At 62.1% G+C, this 20,061-nt stretch carries 24 protein-coding genes; 11 read left to right on the top strand and 13 right to left on the bottom strand.

The features are described 5' to 3' along the window. Positions 1–14 precede the first annotated feature (14 nt). From V6590_RS07160 to V6590_RS07135, 6 genes are all read right to left on the bottom strand, one after another. Positions 15–1,172 carry a murein hydrolase activator EnvC family protein gene (locus V6590_RS07160; protein ID WP_335421352.1) on the bottom strand — a complete coding sequence of 386 codons (1,158 nt, stop codon included), beginning with the start codon at positions 1,170–1,172 and terminating at the stop codon, positions 15–17. Beyond that, positions 1,169–2,689, bottom strand: a complete 1,521-nt coding sequence (gpmI, locus tag V6590_RS07155; protein WP_335421350.1) for a 2,3-bisphosphoglycerate-independent phosphoglycerate mutase — start codon at positions 2,687–2,689, stop codon at positions 1,169–1,171. Before gpmI ends, V6590_RS07160 begins: the two co-directional genes overlap by 4 nt. Positions 2,690–2,778: 89 nt before the next feature. Continuing rightward, a complete protein-coding gene (locus tag V6590_RS07150) occupies positions 2,779–2,946 on the bottom strand; it encodes a hypothetical protein (protein ID WP_335421348.1) in 168 nt (55 codons plus the stop codon). 24 nt (positions 2,947–2,970) lie between these two features. Then, the gene (rlmH, locus tag V6590_RS07145; RefSeq protein ID WP_335421346.1) at positions 2,971–3,441 is read right to left on the bottom strand and encodes a 23S rRNA (pseudouridine(1915)-N(3))-methyltransferase RlmH; all 471 of its coding nucleotides are present in this window, start codon (positions 3,439–3,441) and stop codon (positions 2,971–2,973) included. Beyond that, positions 3,441–3,815 (bottom strand): ribosome silencing factor, encoded by a 375-nt coding sequence (rsfS, locus tag V6590_RS07140; RefSeq protein ID WP_491546696.1) that lies wholly within the window; start codon positions 3,813–3,815, stop codon positions 3,441–3,443. The genes rlmH and rsfS overlap by 1 nt, the downstream gene beginning before the upstream one ends. A 204-nt stretch (positions 3,816–4,019) precedes the next feature. After that, complete coding sequence (locus tag V6590_RS07135; RefSeq protein ID WP_335421345.1) at positions 4,020–4,415, bottom strand: hypothetical protein; 396 nt, start codon at positions 4,413–4,415, stop codon at positions 4,020–4,022. 212 nt (positions 4,416–4,627) lie between these two features. On the opposite strand from V6590_RS07135, the gene V6590_RS07130 reads away from it, so the two are divergent. The 7 genes from V6590_RS07130 (at position 4,628) to leuB (ending at position 11,019) form a co-directional block, all read left to right on the top strand. Beyond that, the gene (locus tag V6590_RS07130) at positions 4,628–5,170 is read left to right on the top strand and encodes a DUF2975 domain-containing protein (RefSeq protein WP_335421343.1); all 543 of its coding nucleotides are present in this window, start codon (positions 4,628–4,630) and stop codon (positions 5,168–5,170) included. Between the two features lie 19 nt (positions 5,171–5,189). Beyond that, positions 5,190–5,402, top strand: a complete 213-nt coding sequence (locus V6590_RS07125; protein WP_335421341.1) for a helix-turn-helix domain-containing protein — start codon at positions 5,190–5,192, stop codon at positions 5,400–5,402. A gap of 237 nt (positions 5,403–5,639) precedes the next feature. Beyond that, positions 5,640–7,061 carry a 3-isopropylmalate dehydratase large subunit gene (gene leuC / locus V6590_RS07120; RefSeq protein ID WP_335421339.1) on the top strand — a complete coding sequence of 474 codons (1,422 nt, stop codon included), beginning with the start codon at positions 5,640–5,642 and terminating at the stop codon, positions 7,059–7,061. Positions 7,062–7,073: 12 nt separating this feature from the next. After that, a complete protein-coding gene (leuD, locus tag V6590_RS07115; protein ID WP_335421337.1) occupies positions 7,074–7,679 on the top strand; it encodes a 3-isopropylmalate dehydratase small subunit in 606 nt (201 codons plus the stop codon). Positions 7,680–7,888: 209 nt separating this feature from the next. Next, on the top strand, positions 7,889–8,785 hold the full coding sequence (locus V6590_RS07110) for a hypothetical protein (protein ID WP_335421336.1): 897 nt from the start codon (positions 7,889–7,891) through the stop codon (positions 8,783–8,785). An 89-nt stretch (positions 8,786–8,874) separates the two neighbouring features. Continuing rightward, entirely contained in the window at positions 8,875–9,822 is a 948-nt protein-coding gene (locus V6590_RS07105; RefSeq protein ID WP_335421721.1) for an endonuclease/exonuclease/phosphatase family protein, read from the top strand. Between the two features lie 90 nt (positions 9,823–9,912). Then, a complete protein-coding gene (leuB, locus tag V6590_RS07100; protein ID WP_335421334.1) occupies positions 9,913–11,019 on the top strand; it encodes a 3-isopropylmalate dehydrogenase in 1,107 nt (368 codons plus the stop codon). A gap of 154 nt (positions 11,020–11,173) precedes the next feature. Here leuB and V6590_RS07095 read toward each other — a convergent pair whose 3' ends face one another. After that, positions 11,174–11,584 (bottom strand): Imm8 family immunity protein, encoded by a 411-nt coding sequence (locus V6590_RS07095; RefSeq protein ID WP_335421332.1) that lies wholly within the window; start codon positions 11,582–11,584, stop codon positions 11,174–11,176. 294 nt (positions 11,585–11,878) lie between these two features. On the opposite strand from V6590_RS07095, the gene V6590_RS07090 reads away from it, so the two are divergent. The 4 genes from V6590_RS07090 to V6590_RS07075 all read left to right on the top strand — a co-directional run bounded on the left by V6590_RS07090 (position 11,879) and on the right by V6590_RS07075 (position 15,209). Further along, entirely contained in the window at positions 11,879–12,340 is a 462-nt protein-coding gene (locus tag V6590_RS07090) for a MarR family winged helix-turn-helix transcriptional regulator (protein ID WP_335421329.1), read from the top strand. Beyond that, positions 12,337–12,957, top strand: coding sequence for a cysteine hydrolase family protein (locus tag V6590_RS07085; protein WP_335421326.1), 621 nt, complete (start codon positions 12,337–12,339; stop codon positions 12,955–12,957). Before V6590_RS07090 ends, V6590_RS07085 begins: the two co-directional genes overlap by 4 nt. Positions 12,958–13,273: 316 nt before the next feature. Then, complete coding sequence (locus tag V6590_RS07080; protein ID WP_335421324.1) at positions 13,274–14,143, top strand: DUF2167 domain-containing protein; 870 nt, start codon at positions 13,274–13,276, stop codon at positions 14,141–14,143. Between the two features lie 145 nt (positions 14,144–14,288). Then, positions 14,289–15,209 carry a DMT family transporter gene (locus tag V6590_RS07075; RefSeq protein ID WP_335421322.1) on the top strand — a complete coding sequence of 307 codons (921 nt, stop codon included), beginning with the start codon at positions 14,289–14,291 and terminating at the stop codon, positions 15,207–15,209. A 47-nt stretch (positions 15,210–15,256) separates the two neighbouring features. On the opposite strand, the gene V6590_RS07070 is transcribed toward V6590_RS07075, so the two are convergent. The 6 genes from V6590_RS07070 to paaI form a co-directional block, all read right to left on the bottom strand. Further along, entirely contained in the window at positions 15,257–15,709 is a 453-nt protein-coding gene (locus V6590_RS07070) for a YaiI/YqxD family protein (protein WP_335421320.1), read from the bottom strand. Then, a complete protein-coding gene (gene fghA, locus V6590_RS07065) occupies positions 15,702–16,532 on the bottom strand; it encodes an S-formylglutathione hydrolase (RefSeq protein ID WP_335421319.1) in 831 nt (276 codons plus the stop codon). Before fghA ends, V6590_RS07070 begins: the two co-directional genes overlap by 8 nt. Positions 16,533–16,545: 13 nt before the next feature. Next, entirely contained in the window at positions 16,546–17,472 is a 927-nt protein-coding gene (locus V6590_RS07060) for an AEC family transporter (RefSeq protein ID WP_335421317.1), read from the bottom strand. 110 nt (positions 17,473–17,582) lie between these two features. After that, a complete protein-coding gene (locus V6590_RS07055) occupies positions 17,583–18,182 on the bottom strand; it encodes a TetR/AcrR family transcriptional regulator (protein WP_335421315.1) in 600 nt (199 codons plus the stop codon). A 97-nt stretch (positions 18,183–18,279) separates the two neighbouring features. Then, positions 18,280–19,590 carry a phenylacetate--CoA ligase PaaK gene (gene paaK, locus V6590_RS07050; RefSeq protein WP_335421314.1) on the bottom strand — a complete coding sequence of 437 codons (1,311 nt, stop codon included), beginning with the start codon at positions 19,588–19,590 and terminating at the stop codon, positions 18,280–18,282. Between the two features lie 33 nt (positions 19,591–19,623). Further along, positions 19,624–20,049: a hydroxyphenylacetyl-CoA thioesterase PaaI gene (gene paaI / locus V6590_RS07045; RefSeq protein WP_335421719.1), complete on the bottom strand. Its 426-nt coding sequence runs from the start codon at positions 20,047–20,049 to the stop codon at positions 19,624–19,626. Positions 20,050–20,061 lie beyond the last annotated feature (12 nt).

The raw sequence follows: 20,061 nt of genomic DNA, 5'->3' as shown, positions 1-20,061 counted from the left end.
TCTTCTATCCTTCTTCAAGGCACCTGTTGGGCCTCTGCCAACGGCGCGGTCGCCGCAAACCATGGCATGGGATCGACGGGTTCGCCGCCCTGCCGCAATTCCACATAGAGCGTTTCGGTATCCCGCGCACCGCCGCCATCCTGCGCCGAGACCAGAAATTCGTCCATCCCCGGTTCGCCTCCGCCCATCAGGCCAAGCGGTGCGCCGCCGGCGATGACCTCGCCCACCTCGCCATAGACCGTATCAAGCCCGGCGAGAATGAGAAGATAGCCTGCACCGGGTTCAAGGATGATCACGTTTCCGAAATCAAGCAGCGGGCCGCGATAGCGGATCGTGCCGGGCCAGGGTGCCGTGACCAGCGCCCGTTTGCGGGTGGCCAGCGCCATGCCGGGGCGGCGGATGCCTGCACCATCGGCCTCATCCGGGCGGCGCAGCAGCGTGCCCAGAACCGGCAGCGGCAATTGACCATGCGCAAAGCCGAAATCCTGCATCCCCTCGGATTCGGTTTCGTTCAGGGCCAGACCTGCCGCAAAGGCATCCAGCGTATCGGCGCTTTCCAGCAGGCCCTTCAGCACCTCGGGATCTTCGGTAAAGCGCTTGGGCAGTTGCGTGCGATCCGATATCGCCTGGCTGAGCGCGGTGCGCGCCTCTTGCGCCGCGCGCAGACCGTCGGCCAACGTTCTGCCCGCCGCAACCTGCAGCGCACGCAGATCACGCACTTCGGTCAGTTCGGCACGCAAGGCCTCGGCCTCGGCCTGCAGGGCGGGCGTGACATCGGCGATCATCATGCCTGATCGCACGGTTCCCAGCGGCCCCGATGGGTGCAGCAGCAGCATCGGCGCTGGATCGGATTCAATGCGCCCCAGCACCGCCACAAGCTGCGCTACCCGGTCGCGTTTGGCTTCGAACTGCATCAGCAGGGTCGCCTCGCGGATCGACGCCTGCCGCAGGCTTTCGCGCAGTGCCCCCAGCCCCTGTTCATACGCCGAAATGGTGCGGGTCAGAGCCTGCACCCGGTCGCGCGCCGCGCGGGCCTGATCCAGTTCAGCCACCGCCGCCTGAAGATTGGCTGCAGCCGCCTGCGCCTGTTCAGCCACCGTCACAGCCTGGGCCGCGCCCGGCAGGGCGAAACACAGCAGGGCAGCAAGGATGGCAGCGCGGCGGCAGATCATGCGATAAGGCTTTTTCCGGTCATTTCCGCAGGCTGGGGCAAACCCATCAATTCCAGAACGGTGGGGGCCAGATCGGCCAGCCGCCCGCCCGCGCGCAGCTTCGCGCCCTTGGGCCCGCCCACAAGGATCACCGGCACCAGATTGGTGGTATGGGCCGTGTGCGGCCCGCCGGTTTCGGGATCGACCATCACTTCGCAATTGCCATGATCCGCCGTCACGATCATTGCCCCGCCGACGCGATCCAGCGCCGCGAGTGCCTGACCCAGCCCGTCATCCACCGCCTCGCACGCCTTGATTGCCGCTTCAAGGCTGCCGGTATGGCCCACCATATCGGGATTGGCAAAGTTGACCACGATCAGATCGTAGCCCTTGTCGATCGCGCCAACCAGTTGCGCTGCGACCTCGGGTTCGCTCATTTCCGGCTGCAGGTCATAGGTCGCGACCTTGGGCGACAGCGGCATGAAACGATCCTCGCCCGCCGAAGGGGTTTCCTTGCCGCCATTCAGGAAAAAGGTGACATGCGGGTATTTCTCGGTCTCGGCCAGCCGGAACTGGCTGCGGCCATGGCTGGCGACCCATTCGCCCAGCGTATTCACCAATTCCTGCTTGGGGTAACAGGTGGTCATGAAGCCGTTATGGGTCGTCGAATAATCCACCATCCCCAGCAGCGCCGCCCATTCGGGCCGGGCGCTGGCATCAAATCCGGCAAAGCCCGGCTCGCCCAGTGCGGACAGGATTTCACGCGCCCTGTCGGCACGGAAGTTCAGACAGAACACACCGTCGCCAGCGCGCGCACCGGCATAGGCACCGATGACGGTAGGGGCGATGAATTCGTCGGTTTCGCCGCGCTGATAGGCCTTGTCCACGGCCTCTGCCGGGGTTTCGGCCTGTTCGCCACGCGCGCTGATCATGGCATCAAAGGCCCGGCTGACCCGATCCCAGCGGTTGTCACGGTCCATGGCCCAGTAGCGGCCAATCACCGTGCCTACGCGGGCACCTGCGGGCAGGCCCGCCATCAGATCAGCCACAAAGCCCGCCGCGCTGGAGGGCGGAACATCGCGCCCGTCGGTGATCGCATGCAGCACTACCGGAACACCGGCCCCGGCAATCACCCGGCACGCCGCCAGCACATGCTGGATATGCCCATGCACCCCGCCATCCGACACCACCCCCATCAGATGCGCAGTACCACCCGTACGTTGCAGCGTGGCGATGAAGTCGGTCAGAGCCGGGTTACGGTCAAAACTGCCCTCTTCGATGGCCAGGTCGATCTGGCCCAGATCCATCGCCACCACTCGGCCTGCGCCGATATTGGTATGGCCCACCTCGGAATTGCCCATCTGCCCGCGCGGCAACCCCACATCGGGTCCATGGGTGATCAGCAATTCATGTGGGCAATCACGCCATATCCGGTCAAAATTGGGGGTATGGGCCAGGGCGGGGGCATTGGCCTCGCGCTCTTCACGATGGCCCCAGCCGTCCAGAATACACAGGATCACGGGTTTCGGAGGGGTCATGGCGCGGCCTTTCCTTGCTTTGCAGGGGTTTTATGCCGGGCCGGGGCGCCTTGCAACCGGGCGCTGCGGCCTGGCCTTGGGCAGCGCCGTCAGCCTTCCTGCTTCTTCGCCTCGGCGGCGGCCTTCAACCGGGCCAGCAGGGCCGCCTTGTCAGCCTTGGCGTCAAACGGGGTTTTCGCCGTGCCACGTTCGTTATGTTCCAGATGCTTGGGGGCCTTCTTCGACGGCTTGCCCGGTTTGGATGCGCTATAGTCCATCAGATGATCCTTCTAGCCCGCAGATCAGGCCCGGTGATAGGGTGTGCCCGCCAGAATGGCCGCAGCACGATAAAGTTGCTCGGCCAGCATGACGCGAACCAGCATATGAGGCCAGACCATCCGCCCGAAGCTGATGGAAAAATCAGCCCGCGCCCGAAGGCCCGGCGCGATACCGTCCGCCCCGCCAATGACAAAGGCCAGATCCTGCCGCCCGCCATCGCGCCAGCGCGCCAGATGTTCCGCAAATTCCGGCGACGACAGCACCCGCCCGCGTTCGTCCAGCGTGACCAGCATCGCGCCCGACGGCAGCGCGCGGTCAAGCAGGGCAGCCTCGGCTTCCATGCCGCCGCCCTTGCGGTCTTCGACCTCATGTTCCGAAAAGGGGCCAAGCGCCAAGGCCCGGCCTGTGCGGTCGAACCGCGTGACATAATCGTCAATCAGGTCGCGCTCGGGGCCGGTACGCAACCGGCCCACGGCACAAAGATGCACCCGCATCAGGCCTTGCTGGCCGCAGGCCGCTGCTGATCGGCGGGCAGCCACATCTTTTCAAGCTGATAGAATTCGCGGACTTCCGGGCGGAAGACATGCACGATGACATCTGCCGTGTCGATCAGCACCCAATCGCCGGTTTCCTTGCCTTCCACCTTGCACAGACGGCCGAAGTCCTGCTTCAGCCGATCCATCAGCTTTTCGGAAATGGCGGCGACCTGCCGGGTCGAACGGCCCGAACAGATGACCATGTAATCGGCCATGTCGGACCGGCCGCGCAGATCGATCTGCACGATGTCTTCGGCCTTGTCATCTTCAAGCGAGGCAATGATGCGGGCAAGCAGGGTTTCGCTGGGCGGATCGGCGTCGATCGCGCGCACTGCCCGAGGGCCGACAGGAAGCCCGGTCGTAGGATCAGAATGAGACAGGACAACGTCCTCCAGATAACGCGCCAATCGCCCCGGCGCCGGGGTCATCACGGTTCAAGGTAACACCTGCGGCGCCGCGACTCAATGCGCGGCCCCGTCAAGACAAGGGGTGGCGCTTACACGCTTTGCCGCAGCGGGGCAAGGTGACGGCGTGTTTCAGGGGCAGGGCTGCAACGCCGCCATGCCCGAAGGCCCGATCAGCTGCGCGATTGGCATGGGCGGGACCAGCGGCAGAAAGTCGCTCCCCTTCGCAAGACGGATCATCACCGCACCTTCGGCATCGGGCGCCAGCGGCCCCGCAGACAGGCAGGCATCGAGGCCGATCCCGAGCGCGCCCTCTCCCGCGCCGCCCTGCGGCCAGGCGGCGACGGCAGACTGGACGGCGCGCATCCGCGCCACGCCTTCGGCCGGAAGCGCAAACGCCACGGCCTGCCCCCCGTCCGGCGCTGCAATCTCGGGCGACGGACGCGAGACAAGCGTAAAGCTCTCAGCCAGATTGTGGGCATCCCGTGCCGCCGACATCTCGAGCCGGGTCCCACCGGGACGAGGCATCAAGCCGGGCGGCAAGATTAGCGCAACCTCAATGGATGCCGGGTCAACCGTTAGCGGATCCAGTGTCTTCATTTGCATCAGCGCGCTTGGCGACAGGCTGGAGCAGGCAGCAAGAACACAGGGAAGCAGATGGGCAACGCGCATGGCGATTCTCCTTTTGACAGCATATTTTTATTGCATTACAATAAATTAATAATGAGAAGGAGAAAGATATGTTGACGCAATTTCCCCCTCGCATTGGCCGGCTGCTATGGGCCTTGCGCCTGCTGGTGACCGTGCTTATCCCGGCTTTGCCGCTGCTGGTCGCGGTCTGGGCCTGGCAAGGTGCGACGTCGCCCGAGTGGATGGGCGGAGCTTGGCCTATGCTGCCCGCAGGCACGGCGCTGACCGGGACGAAATCGACCATCGTGCTGGCTTTGGGCGCGCTGTCGCTAGGGCCAATGATCTGGGTCTTGTGGCAGATGCGCGGACTGTTCGGGCTTTATGCGGCTGGCGCGGCACTGAGCGATGCCGCCGCCGCCCATATCCGCCGCGCCGGGGCTGGGCTTGCGGCACTGGCGCTGGTGCAGGCGCTGCTGATGCCGCTGCAAACATTGGCTCTTACATGGGACAACGGCCCGGGCGAGCGGAGTATCGCCTTGGCGATCACGTCGGAAATGCTGTGGCTGGCACTGTCGGGGGGCTTGCTGGTGGTGATCGGCTGGGCCATGTCCGAGGCAGCGCGACAGGCAGAGGAGAACCGGGGTTTTGTCTGACAATGAACCCGCAACCAGAGTGGACATCATTGTGCGGCTGGATGTGGTGCTGGCGCGGCGCAAGATGCGATCGCGTGAACTGGCAGAAAGAATTGGCATCACCGAGGCGAATCTGAGCCTTCTGAAATCTGGCAAGGTCAAGGGCATCCGGTTCGAGACGCTGGCGGCCATCTGCGCTGTGCTGGAATGTCAGCCGGGCGATCTGCTGGAGGCTGTCCCGCAAGCCAGATAGCCTGCGGGACAGCTCGCATTCGCGCGTGGTGGCTTGCCTTGATCGGGGATTCGGGCGTATGAAACAGGCCATGAGCGGGTTCATCTACTTCAACATCACCGATCACGCGCGGCTTCCGGCCCGGTTCTTCGGCATGACCCGCACGGTGCTTGCCCGGCTTTGATGCCGCATCCGGCCTTTTCTGCGAAGGCGCCCTTCCCCCATCCCACAGCTATCCCATTGATGAAGGTGAGAGCCATGACCGCTCCGCGTACGCTTTACGACAAGATCTGGGACGACCATGTTGTCCATCAGGCCGATGACGGCACCTGCCTGCTCTATATCGACCGGCATCTGGTGCATGAAGTCACCAGCCCTCAGGCCTTTGAAGGCCTGCGCATGACGGGCCGCAAGGTGCGTGCCCCTGAAAAGACCATTGCCGTGCCGGACCATAACGTCCCCACCACGCTGGACCGCGTGTCGGGCGTGATCGCGAACGAGGAATCGCGCATCCAGGTCGAGGCGCTGGACAAGAACGCCCGCGATTTCGGCGTGCATTACTATCCGGTGTCGGATGTCCGTCAGGGCATCGTGCATATCGTGGGCCCGGAACAGGGCTGGACGCTGCCGGGCATGACCGTGGTCTGTGGCGACAGCCACACCGCCACGCACGGCGCGTTTGGTGCGCTGGCCCATGGCATCGGCACGTCTGAGGTTGAGCATGTTCTGGCGACGCAAACGCTGATCCAGAAGAAATCCAAGAACATGAAGGTGGAAATCACCGGCAGCCTGCGTCCCGGTGTGACTGCGAAAGACATCACCATGGCCGTGATCGGTGCCACCGGCACCGCAGGCGGCACCGGCTATGTCATCGAATATTGTGGTCAGGCGATCCGCGAACTTTCGATGGAAGGCCGCATGACCGTCTGCAACATGGCCATCGAAGGCGGCGCCCGCGCGGGTCTGATCGCCCCCGATGAAAAGACCTTTGCCTATTGCATGGGTCGCCCGCATGCACCGAAGGGCGCCAAGTGGGAAGCTGCGCTGGCCTATTGGAAAACGCTCTTCACCGATGATGGCGCGCATTTCGACAAGGTGGTGACGATCAAGGGCGAAGACATCGCCCCGCTGGTCACCTGGGGCACCTCGCCCGAAGACGTGCTGCCGATCACTGCAACTGTGCCTTCGCCCGCCGATTTCACTGGCGGCAAGGTCGAGGCGGTCGCCCGCGCGCTGGACTATATGGGCCTGACTGCCGGGCAGAAGTTGACCGATGTGAAGATCGACACCGTGTTCATCGGGTCTTGCACCAATGGCCGGATCGAAGACCTGCGCGCCGCTGCGGCAGTGCTGAAAGGCAAGAAAGTCGCCCCGGGAATGCGGGCCATGGTGGTGCCGGGTTCGGGCCTCGTGCGCGCGCAGGCCGAAGAAGAAGGTCTGGCACAGATCTTCATCGATGCGGGCTTTGAATGGCGTCTGGCGGGCTGCTCCATGTGCCTTGCGATGAACCCTGACCAGCTGGCCCCGGGCGAACGCTGCGCCTCGACCTCGAACCGCAATTTCGAAGGCCGCCAGGGCTACAAGGGCCGCACCCATCTGATGAGCCCGGCCATGGCCGCCGCCGCCGCGATCACCGGTCACCTGACCGATGTGCGCGAACTGATGGCCGAAACCGCATAAGGACCGGAACGAATGGAAAAGTTCACCAAACTGACCGGCATCGCGGCGCCCATGCCGCTGGTCAATATCGACACCGACATGATCATCCCCAAGCAGTTCCTGAAGACCATTCAGCGGTCAGGCCTGGGCAAGAACCTGTTCGATGAAATGCGCTATGATCGCGAAGGCAACGAGATTGCCGATTTCGTGCTGAACCAGCCGGCCTATCGCAAGGCTGAAATACTGGTGGCAGGCGACAATTTCGGCTGCGGCTCGTCGCGCGAACATGCGCCCTGGGCCCTGCTGGATTTCGGCATCCGCTGCGTGATTTCCACCAGCTTTGCCGATATCTTCTTCAACAACTGCTTCAAGAACGGCATTCTGCCGATCGTCCTGCCGCAAGACGCCATTGATGTGCTGATGGAAGACGCGCGCAAGGGCGGCAATGCCCGGATGACGGTCGATCTGGAAAGCCAGACCGTCAGCACGTCGGATGGGGTCAGCTTCGGCTTTGACGTCGATCCCTTCCGCAAGCATTGCCTGATGAACGGCCTTGATGATATCGGCCTGACGCTGGAAAAGGTCGCCAGCATCGACGCATTCGAAACCAAGGCAGCCACGCAGCGCCCCTGGCTCTGATCCGTCTGCGCAAGATACAAGATTTGGGGCCACTTGCTGCCACAGGCACAAGTGGCCCTTTTTTCATCGTTTTCTTGATGCAATCTGGCGACACCCTGACCAAGGAAACGCCATATTAACCATGTGTTATCGATCTGATCGTTGCGTTGCGAGACGAAAGAAGGCACAAATTGGGCAAGATTGAGGCAGTCCGCCACAATGTGCGGAACATGATCGGAGCAAGGACGCGGCAAAGCACCGCTTCCATCCGGGGCGAGAAAGGCAGGGAAGTGGTGTCACGGCTGGCAGGGGCCGCGTTGCGTGCATTTTTGGTGATGGTGCTGGTCGCCACGCCTTCAGTGCTGTTGCCCGGGGCAGGGTCTGATGGCAAGCAGATGGTGGCGCTGATCGCGCTGTTTGCTGGTGCCTTGACCTTTGCCGAATACAAGACCCCCTATCCCGGGCTGGTAGAATTCCGCGATGCCCCGCCCTTCAACCGGGTGCGCTTTCTGATCCTGTTCTTCACGGTTTTTGCCCTGACCGTCATCAGCAAGGCCAGCATAGAGCCGACAACCCTGTCCACCCTTGTCAGCGCGCTTGGGCTGCTCATCGGTCATGCGCTGGATTTCCCCTATTCGCCGGTGCGGCTGGCCACCCTCATGATGGCGGATGGCGCATCGGAACTGCAGGTCATCGCGGTGCGCACGGCGGCGGGCATGGCCTATACCATCTCTGCCATCGGGCTTGCGATCTTCGTGTTGCTGCTGAAGTTGAAAAGCTGGCCCTCCACCACCGGGGCCTTCAATGTCTGGGTCAACCTGCCCACTTTCGATCCGACAGCCGGTGGCGATGTGGTCAGCAGGCTGGAACGGGATGCCCGCATCAACATCGCCTTTGGCTTCCTGCTGCCCTTCCTTATTCCCGCCGTGGTCAAGATCGGATCGACCGGGTTCGAGCCGCTAACGCTGACCACCCCGCAAACCCTGATCTGGACGATGACCGCATGGGCCTTCCTTCCGGCAAGCCTGTTCATGCGCGGGATTGCCATGGGCAAGATCGCCGCGATGATCCGCGACAAGCGCCGCCTGGCGGGCGAACTGGCGGGCGAAGGCTATCTTACGGCCTGATCGCCGCGCTGTTTGCCGCACCCGTCGGGGCCGAGCCCCTGCGCTTTGCAACATGGCACGCCGATCTGACGCGCAAGGGCCCGGGGCTGCTGCTGGAAGATATCCTGCAAGGCGATGCACAGGTCGATGCGGCGGTGCAGGTGATCGTGGCGCTGGATGCCGATGTGCTGCTGCTGACTGGCGTTGATTTCGACATGGCCGCGGCGGCGCTGATGGCGCTGGCCGACCGGCTTGCAGCGAATGGGGCGGGTTATCCCTATCGGCTGGCCGCGCCTCCCAATGCCGGGATGCCGACCGGTTTTGATCTGGACCGCAATGGAAAGCTGGGCGAGGCCCGCGATGCCATGGGCTATGGCCGTTTTCACGGTCAGGGCGGAATGGCGCTGCTGTCCCGCCTGCCGCTGGGCGATCTGGTCGATCATTCCGGCTTTCCATGGGCCGATCTGCCCGCCGCCGATCTGCCGCCCGACATGACGGGGCTGGAACGGTTGGGGCTGCGGCTGTCCAGCACCGGGCATTGGCAAGTGCCGGTGCTTATGCCAGAGGGCGGGGCGATCACGGTGCTGGCCTGGTCGGCAACGCCGCCGGTCTTTGACGGGCCGGAAGACCGCAACGGACGGCGCAATCACGATGAAACCGCCTTCTGGCTGCGCCTGCTGGATGGCGCCCTGCCCGCGCCCGCCCCAGAGCCCCCCTTCATCCTGATGGGCGAGGCCGGGCTTGATCCGCAAGATGGCGAAGGCCGCCCGGGCGCATTGCGTGCCCTGCTGGGCGACCCGCGCCTGCAAGACCCGGCCCCACGCGGCGAACATGGCAGGGTGGAACCCACCCACAAGGGCGACCCGGCGCTGGATACGGCATTTTATCCCAAAGGGCCCGGTGGGCTGCGGGTGGATTATGTCCTGCCATCGGCCGATCTGCGGGTGACCGAGGCCGGTGTCTTGTGGCCCGCAGCCACCGACCCGCTGATTGCAGCCCTGCAATCCGCCTCGCGCCACTATCCGGTCTGGGTGGATATTGCTCTTCCCGCCCCATGATCTGCGCATTTCCCCCAAGCCTGCTTGACCCTGTGGCGCGCAACCGCTAGGCCAGCCACGATCCATCTGCAGCCCAAGGGAGCCCCGATCGTGGCCAATCCTTCCATCCTCATCCTTGCCGGCGACGGCATCGGCCCCGAAGTCATGGCCGAGGTGAAAAAGATCATCGGTTGGTATGACGCCAAGCGCGGCATCGCCTTTGACGTCAGCGAAGATCTGGTCGGCGGCTGCGCCTATGACAAGCACGGCACGCCGCTGCATGATGACACCATGGCCAAGGCGCAAGCGGTGGATTGCGTGCTGCTGGGTGCCGTGGGCGGCCCGCAATATGACAATCTGGATTTCAGCGTGAAGCCTGAGCGGGGCCTGCTTCGCCTGCGCAAGGAGATGGACCTCTTCTCCAACCTGCGCCCGGCCCAATGCTTTGACGCGCTGGCCGATTTCTCCTCGCTCAAGAAAGAGGTCGTCGCCGGTCTGGATATCATGATCGTGCGCGAACTGACCTCCGGCGTCTATTTCGGCGAACCCCGCGGCATCTTCACCGAAGGCAATGAGCGTGTGGGCATCAACACCCAACGCTATACCGAATCCGAGATCGCCCGTGTCGCGCGGTCGGCCTTTGAACTGGCCCGCAAGCGCGGCAACAAGGTCTGCTCGATGGAGAAGGCCAATGTGATGGAATCCGGCATCCTGTGGCGTCAGGTCGTGCAGGAAGTGCATGACAAGGAATACCCGGATGTCGCGCTGTCGCATATGTATGCCGATGCGGGCGCCATGCAGCTCTGCCGCTGGCCCAAGCAGTTTGACGTCATCGTGACCGACAACCTGTTCGGCGACCTGCTGTCGGATGCTGCCGCCATGCTGACCGGCTCGCTCGGCATGCTGCCCTCCGCCTCGCTCGGCGCGCCGATGGCGAATGGCCGCCCGAAAGCCCTCTATGAGCCCGTCCACGGCTCCGCCCCCGATATCGCGGGCCAGGGCAAGGCCAACCCCATCGCCTGCGTGCTCAGCTTCGCCATGGCGCTGCGCTACAGCTTCGATCTGGGTGCCGAAGCCACCCGTCTGGAAAAAGCGGTCGAGAAAGTCCTCGCCGATGGCGTCCGCACCGCCGACCTGATGGGCCCCGAGGGTGGCACCCCGGTTTCGACCTCCGCCATGGGCGATGCCATCATCGCCGCGCTGGACGCGAGCCTGTAAGAGCTATGGGCCGAGCGGGCGATCCCCGCTCGGCCCTCTCGTGGCAGGAATGACGCCACCAAGGCTTGCAAGATGGACGTGGTTTTCCGACAAATCCCACGGGCCATTCAAGGTCGCGGATTATCTACAGTTGAGCCCAGTGCGGACAATCAGACTACCCGCTCGCGTCTTCTTGGTAGGGTTGGTAATCCTCAAACTCCCATGCCAAATTGCGTGAGAGACGTTGAGCCAACGTCGGCCAATCACCAGCGGCTTGGTCTCCGACCCATTTCTCGACGGCAGATCGAATGGTCTCTTCATCAAATGTATTGGCAAAGAGGTAGTGCCTGCCAAACTGCGGAGCAGGTTCGACATACTCGTGCGTTGGATCTTCGCGCCACGTTTTCAGGACGTTGTCTGCAAACCATGATGGCGAGCACACCGTCGCTTGGAAGATATCACCCGCGTCACCTTCGCTAGGGCCGATTGTGATGTCCAAAAGAGCGCAGAAATACTCCCGGTTCTCGGGCCAATAGGCTTCACCGTGTGTACCTTGGATGTCTAGGCTCATCACTCTGGCCTTCATTCCGGATTCTCCTTGCAACCGCGACGCTCAATCCAACTTTGCCTCAGCAGGCTTAGACAGGCAACGACCGCTTCGTCCGCAATGATACCACTTTGCCCTTGGCACTCCTCTGGTCGCCTTTGTCTGACAGTTGCGGCCGAGCAGCGCGACCGTCTTGCCTGCTCGCAATAGTAATGCAGCTTCCCCTCAGGGTGTTAACGCGAGCTTCATCCTTGTGTCGTCACACAAGACAAGGGCACCGATGCGGCCACATGACGACACCTCATTTATTGACATTGCAAATGTCATTTTGACATGTACAATGTCATCATGAAAGAACATCATCTTCATAACCTTGTCTGGATGTCACGCCCCTTGATGCAGGCGGCCGAAACCTGCGTTGAGAACGGGCTTAGGGGAACCAGACTTACCGTTCGCATGCGCGCTATCCTGGAAATTCTGCGGCGGCACGGGGACCAAACGGTCCCGGAGATTGCAGCCCGGCTCGAAATCAAACGGCAATACGTGCAGTTGATGGTGAACGAAACACTCGCTGGCGGTTTCGTTGAGCAACGGGCCAATCCACGCCACAAGCGTTCACCGCTTTTCGGGCTCACCGATCTGGGCAGCGAACTGATCGATGACATCATCGGCAGGGAACTGGCGGTTATGCAGATGATCGGCAAGGACTTGAGTGATGAAGACATCGCGGCGGCCTTGAACATCGTGCTCGCCGTGACCGGGAAATTGAAAGACCTTGCGGGGGACGCAGAATGATCTTTGGATATCTGCTCGCCTCCGCTGTAGCTCTGGGCATAATCTGGCTTGCCTTTGGCATCTGGAAAATCGGTGCTGTCAGTCGCGGAAAGCCGATTGGTGAGCGGGGAAAGCAAGCCCTGCTGCTCATCGACCTTCAATCTGTGTTCTGGGATCACGGACCATATTCCGACGCGGCCAAGCACTCTACCAAGGATGCAATCCTGCGGGAGATCGACGCTGCAAAGGCGCAGGGCCATCACATTGTCGCGGTGCGTCAGGAATGGTCGATCCCGTCGACCAAAGCCATCGCGCGCTTGGCCATGAAGGGCCAGGCGATTGAAGGCAGCAAGGGCACCGAACTGGCCGAGCCATTTGCGGGCTTGGCCGACCACGTTCTTGTCAAACGGGTGCAGGACGCTTTCGAAACCGGCGCGCTTGATGCGCTATTGGCCAGTCTTGGCGTTGGACAGCTGCGCATCGCTGGGCTTGACCTGAACTACTGTGTCTTGAAGACCGCGCTGGCCGCCCGAAACCGTGGCTATGATGTCACTGTTGTGGAGGGGGGCACTCTGTCTGCCGCACCAAGTGAACGGGCAGAGCGCCAGATGGCCACGCACGGGGTGGCTCTGCGCTAAGCGGTCTTTCATGCTGATGTGGTGAATGACCCTTCAGGTCGGCACGTCTTTGTCAAGCCAGATCGGTTTTGGTTCACGGCTGGACTGCGGACATGCGCAACAGCCACTCCAGCGGCCACCGTCAACACCACAGTCCGGCTGGATCAGACGCCCCTGATCGCGTCACCCATGGGTGACGCGATCAGCGCCGCGCATGACACTTTTTTTGAGTGGGCTTGTCCGTATATGCAACTGAAAGTAGCATAGAGAGGGGCACATGAGGCCCGTTACTTTGTGGTGCATGATGCGAAATCTGTCTCTTGCTGCCGGCCTTTTGATGGCCATGGCTTTCCCTGCAACCGCCGAAACCCTGTTCGAGGCGTTTCCCGATCTGAAGGATCGTCTTCCCGCCGAGATTGCAACCAGAGCCGGCCAGATTGAATTGCGTCATGGCACTTTGCCGCTGCCCGGTGGCAAAGCCACACTTGCACTGACCCCGGATGTTTATGCGCTGGACGCAGAGGATGCCAAATACGTCATAGAAACGCTCTGGGGCAACCCTCCTTCGCCGCAAACGCTCGGCATGATCTTTCCAGGCAAATCCAGCCCGTTTGACGAAGCATGGGCCGTGGAACTGACTTATGATCCGATGGGCTATGTCTCGGACGAAGAGGCGGCCGAGCTTGATCCCGATGCGTTGCTGGCAACGATGCAAGAGGAAACCCGTAGCGAGAATGAGCTTCGGCAAAGCAACGGGTATCCGACGGTTTCGGTGATCGGCTGGGCCGTGCCACCCGCCTATGATGCCGCACATCACAAACTGCATTGGGCCAAGGAACTGAAATTCAGCGATACCGAAGGCAATACACTGAATTACAACATCCGCATTCTGGGCCGACACGGCGTGCTTGTGGCCAACTTCATTGCCAGCATGGCCCTTTTGCCGGAAGTGCAGAAGGCTGCGCCTTCCATCATGGACATGATCAATTTCGATACCGGTGCGCGCTACTCTGATTTTCAGCCAGGCGTCGATACCGTTGCTGCTGTTGGAATTGGCGGGTTGATCGCCACAAAGGTCGCAGCCAAGACAGGCTTGCTGGTCGTGGCATTGGCCTTGCTGAAGAAGGGGTGGTTCCTTCTGCTGTTGCCGCTGATCTGGGCGAAAAACCTGCTGTTCAAGAAACGCACCGAGGACGGATCAGCCTGAACCGGCACCGGCAGAGTTGCGTCCAATCACGCCCCAAGGCCCGCGTTCCTGCGGGCCTTTTTGCTGCGCGGGTCATTGAGCCTTCTGTCGCTTTCTGCGAAGATGATAGCGCCAACATTGGCCGCTATTCCCACAGGTTTTGATCATGAGCCCGAATGTCCGGGGCGCCCTGCTCGCGCTGCTTGCTTTTGCCATTTATGCCACCCATGACGTGGTGGTGAAATTTCTGGGCGCGGAATATCACGCCATCCAGATCATCTTTTTCGCGGGTCTGCTCAGCTTTCCGCTGGTCACCATCATGCTGATGAATGACCGGACTGACGGACATTTGCGCCCGGTGCATCCGGGTTGGACCGCCTTGCGCGCCCTGGCCACGGTGATCACCGGCGTTTCTGCCTTTTACGCCTTTTCGGTTCTGCCTCTGGCGCAGACCTATGCAATCCTCTTTGCGGCCCCCCTGCTCATCACGCTGCTGGCCATTCCGGTTCTGGGGGAAAAGGTCGGTATCCGGCGCGGGCTGGCGGTGGTAGCCGGGTTGATCGGGGTTCTGATCGTGCTGCGCCCTGGCGCCGGGGCCTTTGGTCTTGGCCATATCGCGGCGCTGACTGCGGCAGTCGCTGCCTCTTTCGCATCGGTCATCGTGCGCAAGATCGGCGCGAAAGAACGATCTGTCGCGCTGTTGCTGTATCCGATGGTGGCAAATTTTGTCGTGCTCGGTGCGGCGCTGCCCTATGTCTATCGCCCGATGCCGATTGCCCATCTTGGCATGTTGGGCATTGTCGCGGCCTTTGGCTTTGTAGCTTCGCTGCTGATCATCGCGGCCTATCGCCGGGCCGAGGCGGTGATCGTCGCGCCCATGCAGTATTCGCAGATGATCTGGGCCACGATCTATGGTGCGTTGATCTTCGACGAAACCCCGGATGGCTGGACGCTGGCCGGGGCCGCGGTCATCATCGCATCGGGGCTGTATATCGTCGGGCGCGAGGCCCGGGCCAATGTGTCGGAAAACCAGCCGGTGCTGGAGTCGCGATCGCGCCCGCAGGCCAGTGGCGGCATGAACAGATAGCCCATGGCGCCATTAGCGACAGGCCGCAGCACCGTTGTACAACCAAACTAGACCGGACGGCGCAGCGCCCGGTCCAGCGCATCCAGAAAGCGCGACCGATCCGCCTTGCTGAAGGGCCGCCCCCCGCCCTGGCGAAACGGATCGGCACTGCGCAGATCCTGCATCAGATCGCGTGTGGCCAGGACGTTGCCGATATTGGCCGGGGTCAGGATCTCGCCATTCGGTTTCAGAACCTGCGCCCCCGCCGCAACACATTTCGCGGCAAGCGGAATATCCCCCGTCACCACCACATCGCCCGGCCCGGCGCGTTCGGCGATCCACTTGTCGGCCTCATCCGGCCCATCGGGCACAAAGATGCTTTCCACCAGCGGATTGGCAGAGGGGCGGATACCGCCATTCGACACCAGCACCATCCGCACCCGCAGCCGGGTTGCCACGGCCTCGGCCTCGGCCTTTACCGGGCAGGCATCGGCGTCGATATAGATGCAGCGATCAGTCATACAGGGCCGCGGCGTGAAAGCCGATGTGATCTTCGATGAAGGTCGAAACAAAGAAATAGCTGTGGTCATAGCCCTTCTGCATGCGGAAGGTGGCACCTTGTCTGCGCACCGCCATCGCCTCGGCCAGGGCTTCGGGTTTCAACAGATCAAGGAACTGGTCGCTCGATCCCTGATCAATCAGGATCGGCCCGTCAAAACCGCGCTTCCGCATCAGCAGGGTTGCATCATGGGCGGCCCATTTCGTTTCGTCCGGGCCCAGATAGGCTGTGAACTGCTTGCGCCCCCAATCGCTCGCCGTCGGATAGGCAATCGGCGCGAAAGCCGAAACCGAGCGGTAGCGGCCCGGAAAGCTCATGGCGATGGTCAGTGCACCATGACCGCCCATGGAATGCCCCATGATCGATTGCCGTTCTTCGGCCACCGGGAAGGCGGAAAACAGGATCGTGGGCAGTTCATCGGTGATGTAATCCCACATGCGGAAATGCGGCGCCCATGGATTTTCGGTCGCGTTCACATAGAATCCTGCGCCCTGCCCCAGATCATAGGCATCATCATTGGCCACGCCTGCACCGCGCGGGCTGGTATCGGGGAAGATCAGTGCCACGCCCGCCTCGGCCGCCCATTTCTGCGCGCCTGCCTTTACCATGGCGTTTTCATGGGTGCAGGTCAGCCCTGACAAGTACCAGATCACCGGAACCGGGCCCCGTTCGGCTTCTTCCGGCAGGAAGAGGCCAAAGGTCATGTCGCAGGCACAGGCTGCGGAGGCGTGGGTATAGACCCCCTGCACGCCGCCAAAGGCGCGGTTTTCGCTGATTGTCTTCATTTGGTCCCCTTCCTCAGCCTGTCACCCAGGCGATCACCGCTGGCACCGTCAGGATGCTGGCGGCGGTTGAAATCAGAATGGCGGTGGACACCCGCTGCGGGGCCACGCCGTAATGCTGGGCTAGAATATACACATTCCCGGCGACCGGAAGGCTGGCTGCGGCCACCATGACCCCTGCGGCGACCGGTTCCACCGGAAACAGCCAGAAGGCAGCCAGCGCCACCAGCGCAGGATGCAGCACCAGCTTGGCCCCTGACAACCAGCCCGCTACCACCAGTCGTTCCGCGCCCCGCCCTGCCAGCGATGCGCCGATGGCAAACAGCGCGCCCGGCGTGGCGGCCGCCCCAAGGATTGCCAGAAACTCGTTCACCGGGCCGGGCACCGGCAAGGCCATGCCGGACCAGATCAGCCCCGGCACGATCGATACCACCATCGGGTTCCTGACCCAGCCCAAAGCCAGCGCCTGCAGGGTCTGCACCCCAAAGGCCCCGCCACGCGCGCCGGTGATGATCAGCGTGATAAGGGACGAGAACACCACCATATCCACCGTCAGCACCATCAGCACCGGACCGGCAGCCTGTTCCCCCAGCAGCACAACCAGCATCGGCACGCCCAGGAAACCGGTATTGCCCGATTGGGCGCATTGCGCCTCCATCGCGGCTTCCTCGATGCTGCGCCCGCGCAGACGGGCCATCGCCATCACAAGGGCATAAAGCAGGACCGACGCCGACAGATAGGCCAGCACAAAGGGCAGATCAAAGATGTCAGACAGGCTCAGATTTGCGGCAAAGCGGAACAACATGGCCGAAAGCGCAAAGAAGAACACGAATTTCGTCAGCCACGCCACCCCTTCGGGCGGGAAGAACCGTGTACGACCAGCCAGATAGCCAAGGCCGATCAGGGCAAAGAACGGCAGGCATTTCAACAGGATGGGTAACATGACCGGGCCTTTCGCATGCCGGGCCAAGGTTTCACGCCCGGCCCGCCGATGCAAGGGCCGACCGACTGGGCCAATGTTGCAATCAAGGCCGGGAAATTACAGCGGGCGGGTTACTTGACCGCCTTGATCCCTTCAAGGATCAGCGTCGTTGCCACATCGGCGTAATCCTCGCGCGAGATGCGCCCGCCTTCCTTGAACCACATGTACATCCAGTTCATCATGCCAAAGAGCGACATGGTGACCGGTGTCAGCAAGGGGCGGTTTTTGTCGTTCAGGCCCGGATTGATTTCATCCAGCACAGCCGCAAAGCGCCGGACGATCCTGCGTTCCAGTTCGGTGATTTCGGCCTTTTGCGCATCCGACAGGGCCGAGGTCGCGTTCAACTGCACCTTGTGCTGATCATCGGCCCCGCGATAGGTTTCCAGTACGGCACCTACCAGACCGCGCAGCCGCTGATGCGGTGGCAGGCTGGCATCATCGGCCTGTTCGACCGCTTCGTCCAGTTCCTCCAGATGGCTGTGGATGATCGCGAAGATCAGCGCATCCTTGCTGGGGTAGTAATGATACAAGAGCGCCTTTGACACTTGCGCCTGTGCCGCCACCTGCGACATGGAGGCTTTTTCCATGCCCTGTTCGGCAAAGACCCGCGCGGCATGTTCCAGAATGCCACGCTGCTTTTCTTCGAAATCCTGCGCCCTTGTCCGCGCCATTCTGCACTTCCCTGCCCTTCGGGGCCGAAATTGGGGGATTTCTCCCCGCTTTAGCGGCAAGGCGGGCGCAAGTCACCCGTCTTGCCGCATTTGGCTGTCATTCCTTCGGGCGGTTGTCCACAACCCGCTTGGCCTTGCCTTCCGACCGCGCAACGCTGCCCGGATCGCGCACCTCGATCCTGGTGCTGACGCCTACGACCGATTTGATGTGATGCGCCAGTTCCTTGGCCGATTGCGCCCTTGCGCCTTCATCCACCCTGTCCGGCGTGCATTCGACATGTACCGTCATTGTATCCATCCGTCCGGCCCGGGTCAGTTCGATCTGGAAATGCGGCGCAAGACCCGCGCATTTCAGGATCTGTTCCTCGATCTGGGTCGGGAAGACATTCACCCCGCGCAGAATGATCATGTCATCGCTGCGCCCGGTGATCTTTTCGATCCGCCGCATGCTGCGCGCCGTGCCGGGCAGCAGCCGGGTCAGATCGCGGGTGCGATAACGCACCATGGGCAGGCCTTCCTTGGTCAGCGTGGTAAAGACCAACTCGCCCATCTGGCCATCGGGTAGCACCTCGCCCGTAACCGGATCGATGATTTCGGGATAGAAGTGATCCTCCCAGATATGCAACCCATCCTTGGTTTCCACACATTCCTGCGCGACACCCGGCCCCATCACCTCGGACAGGCCATAGATATCCACGGCATGCATGTCGAACGCTTCTTCGATTTCCTCGCGCATGGCGTTGGTCCAGGGTTCGGCCCCGAAAATCCCGACTTTGAGCGAGGATTGCCGCGGGTCGAGCCCCTGACGGCGGAATTCATCCAGGATCGACAGCATGTAGCTGGGCGTCACCATGATGATGCTGGGTTTGAAATCGGTGATAAGCGTGACCTGCCGTTCGGTCATCCCGCCCGAGATGGGCACCACCGTACAACCCAGCCGCTCTGCCCCGTAATGCGCGCCCAGACCGCCGGTGAACAGCCCATAGCCATAGGCATTGTGCAAGATGTCGCCGGGCCGCCCGCCCGCCGCGCGGATCGACCGGGCGATCAGATTGGCCCAATGGTCGATATCGCTGGCGGTATAGCCCACCACGGTCGGCTTGCCCGTGGTGCCCGATGATCCGTGGATGCGCACCAGTTTCGATTGCGGCACCGCGAACATGCCAAAGGGATAGGTGTCGCGCAGATCCTGCTTCACCGTGAAGGGGAACCTGGCGATATCCTTCAGCGATTTCAGGTCTTCGGGGTGAACATCATGCTCGATGAACCGGTTGCGGTAGAAGGGCGAGTTTTCATAGGCATGTTTCAGCGACCGCTTCATGCGGTGGAATTGCAGCGCCTCGATTTCATCGCGTGACGCGATTTCGATCGGGTCCAGATCCTTGCGGTTCGGGGTCAGGTCTTCCATGGTTTCTCCTCCCTATGGAAATTCCGGGGCCGGTCATTCCGGCAGATGGGTGCCCTTGACAGTGCGCGAATGGCCACGGAATTCGGCCACATGCGCGCCATCCTGATTGGTGATGCGGATGTCATAGATGCCAGACCGACCCCGCCGGGACACTTCGGTCGCCGTGGCCGTCAATCGGTCGCCAATATGGGCTGGGATCAGATAGGTGACACTGCAATGCTGCGCGACCGCCATCTGGTTATAGCTGTTGCAGGCAAAGGCAAAGGCACTGTCCGCCAGCGTGAAGATGTAACCCCCATGGCAATTGCCATGGCCGTTCGACATATCCTTGGTCACGGTCATCGACAGTCGGGCATGCCCCGGCGCGATGTGATCCAGCACCATGTTCAGCCGCTGGCTTGCACTGTCGTCATTCCACATGGCGGCGGCCGATGCTTCGGCCAGCTCTTGCGGGGTCATATCGGCTACAGG

It is taken from the genome of Gemmobacter denitrificans, assembly GCF_036964905.1.
Lineage (GTDB): Bacteria > Pseudomonadota > Alphaproteobacteria > Rhodobacterales > Rhodobacteraceae > Gemmobacter > Gemmobacter denitrificans.
The sequence above is the reverse complement of the archived record's forward strand: the minus strand, read 5'-3'. Positions and strand labels throughout refer to the sequence as shown.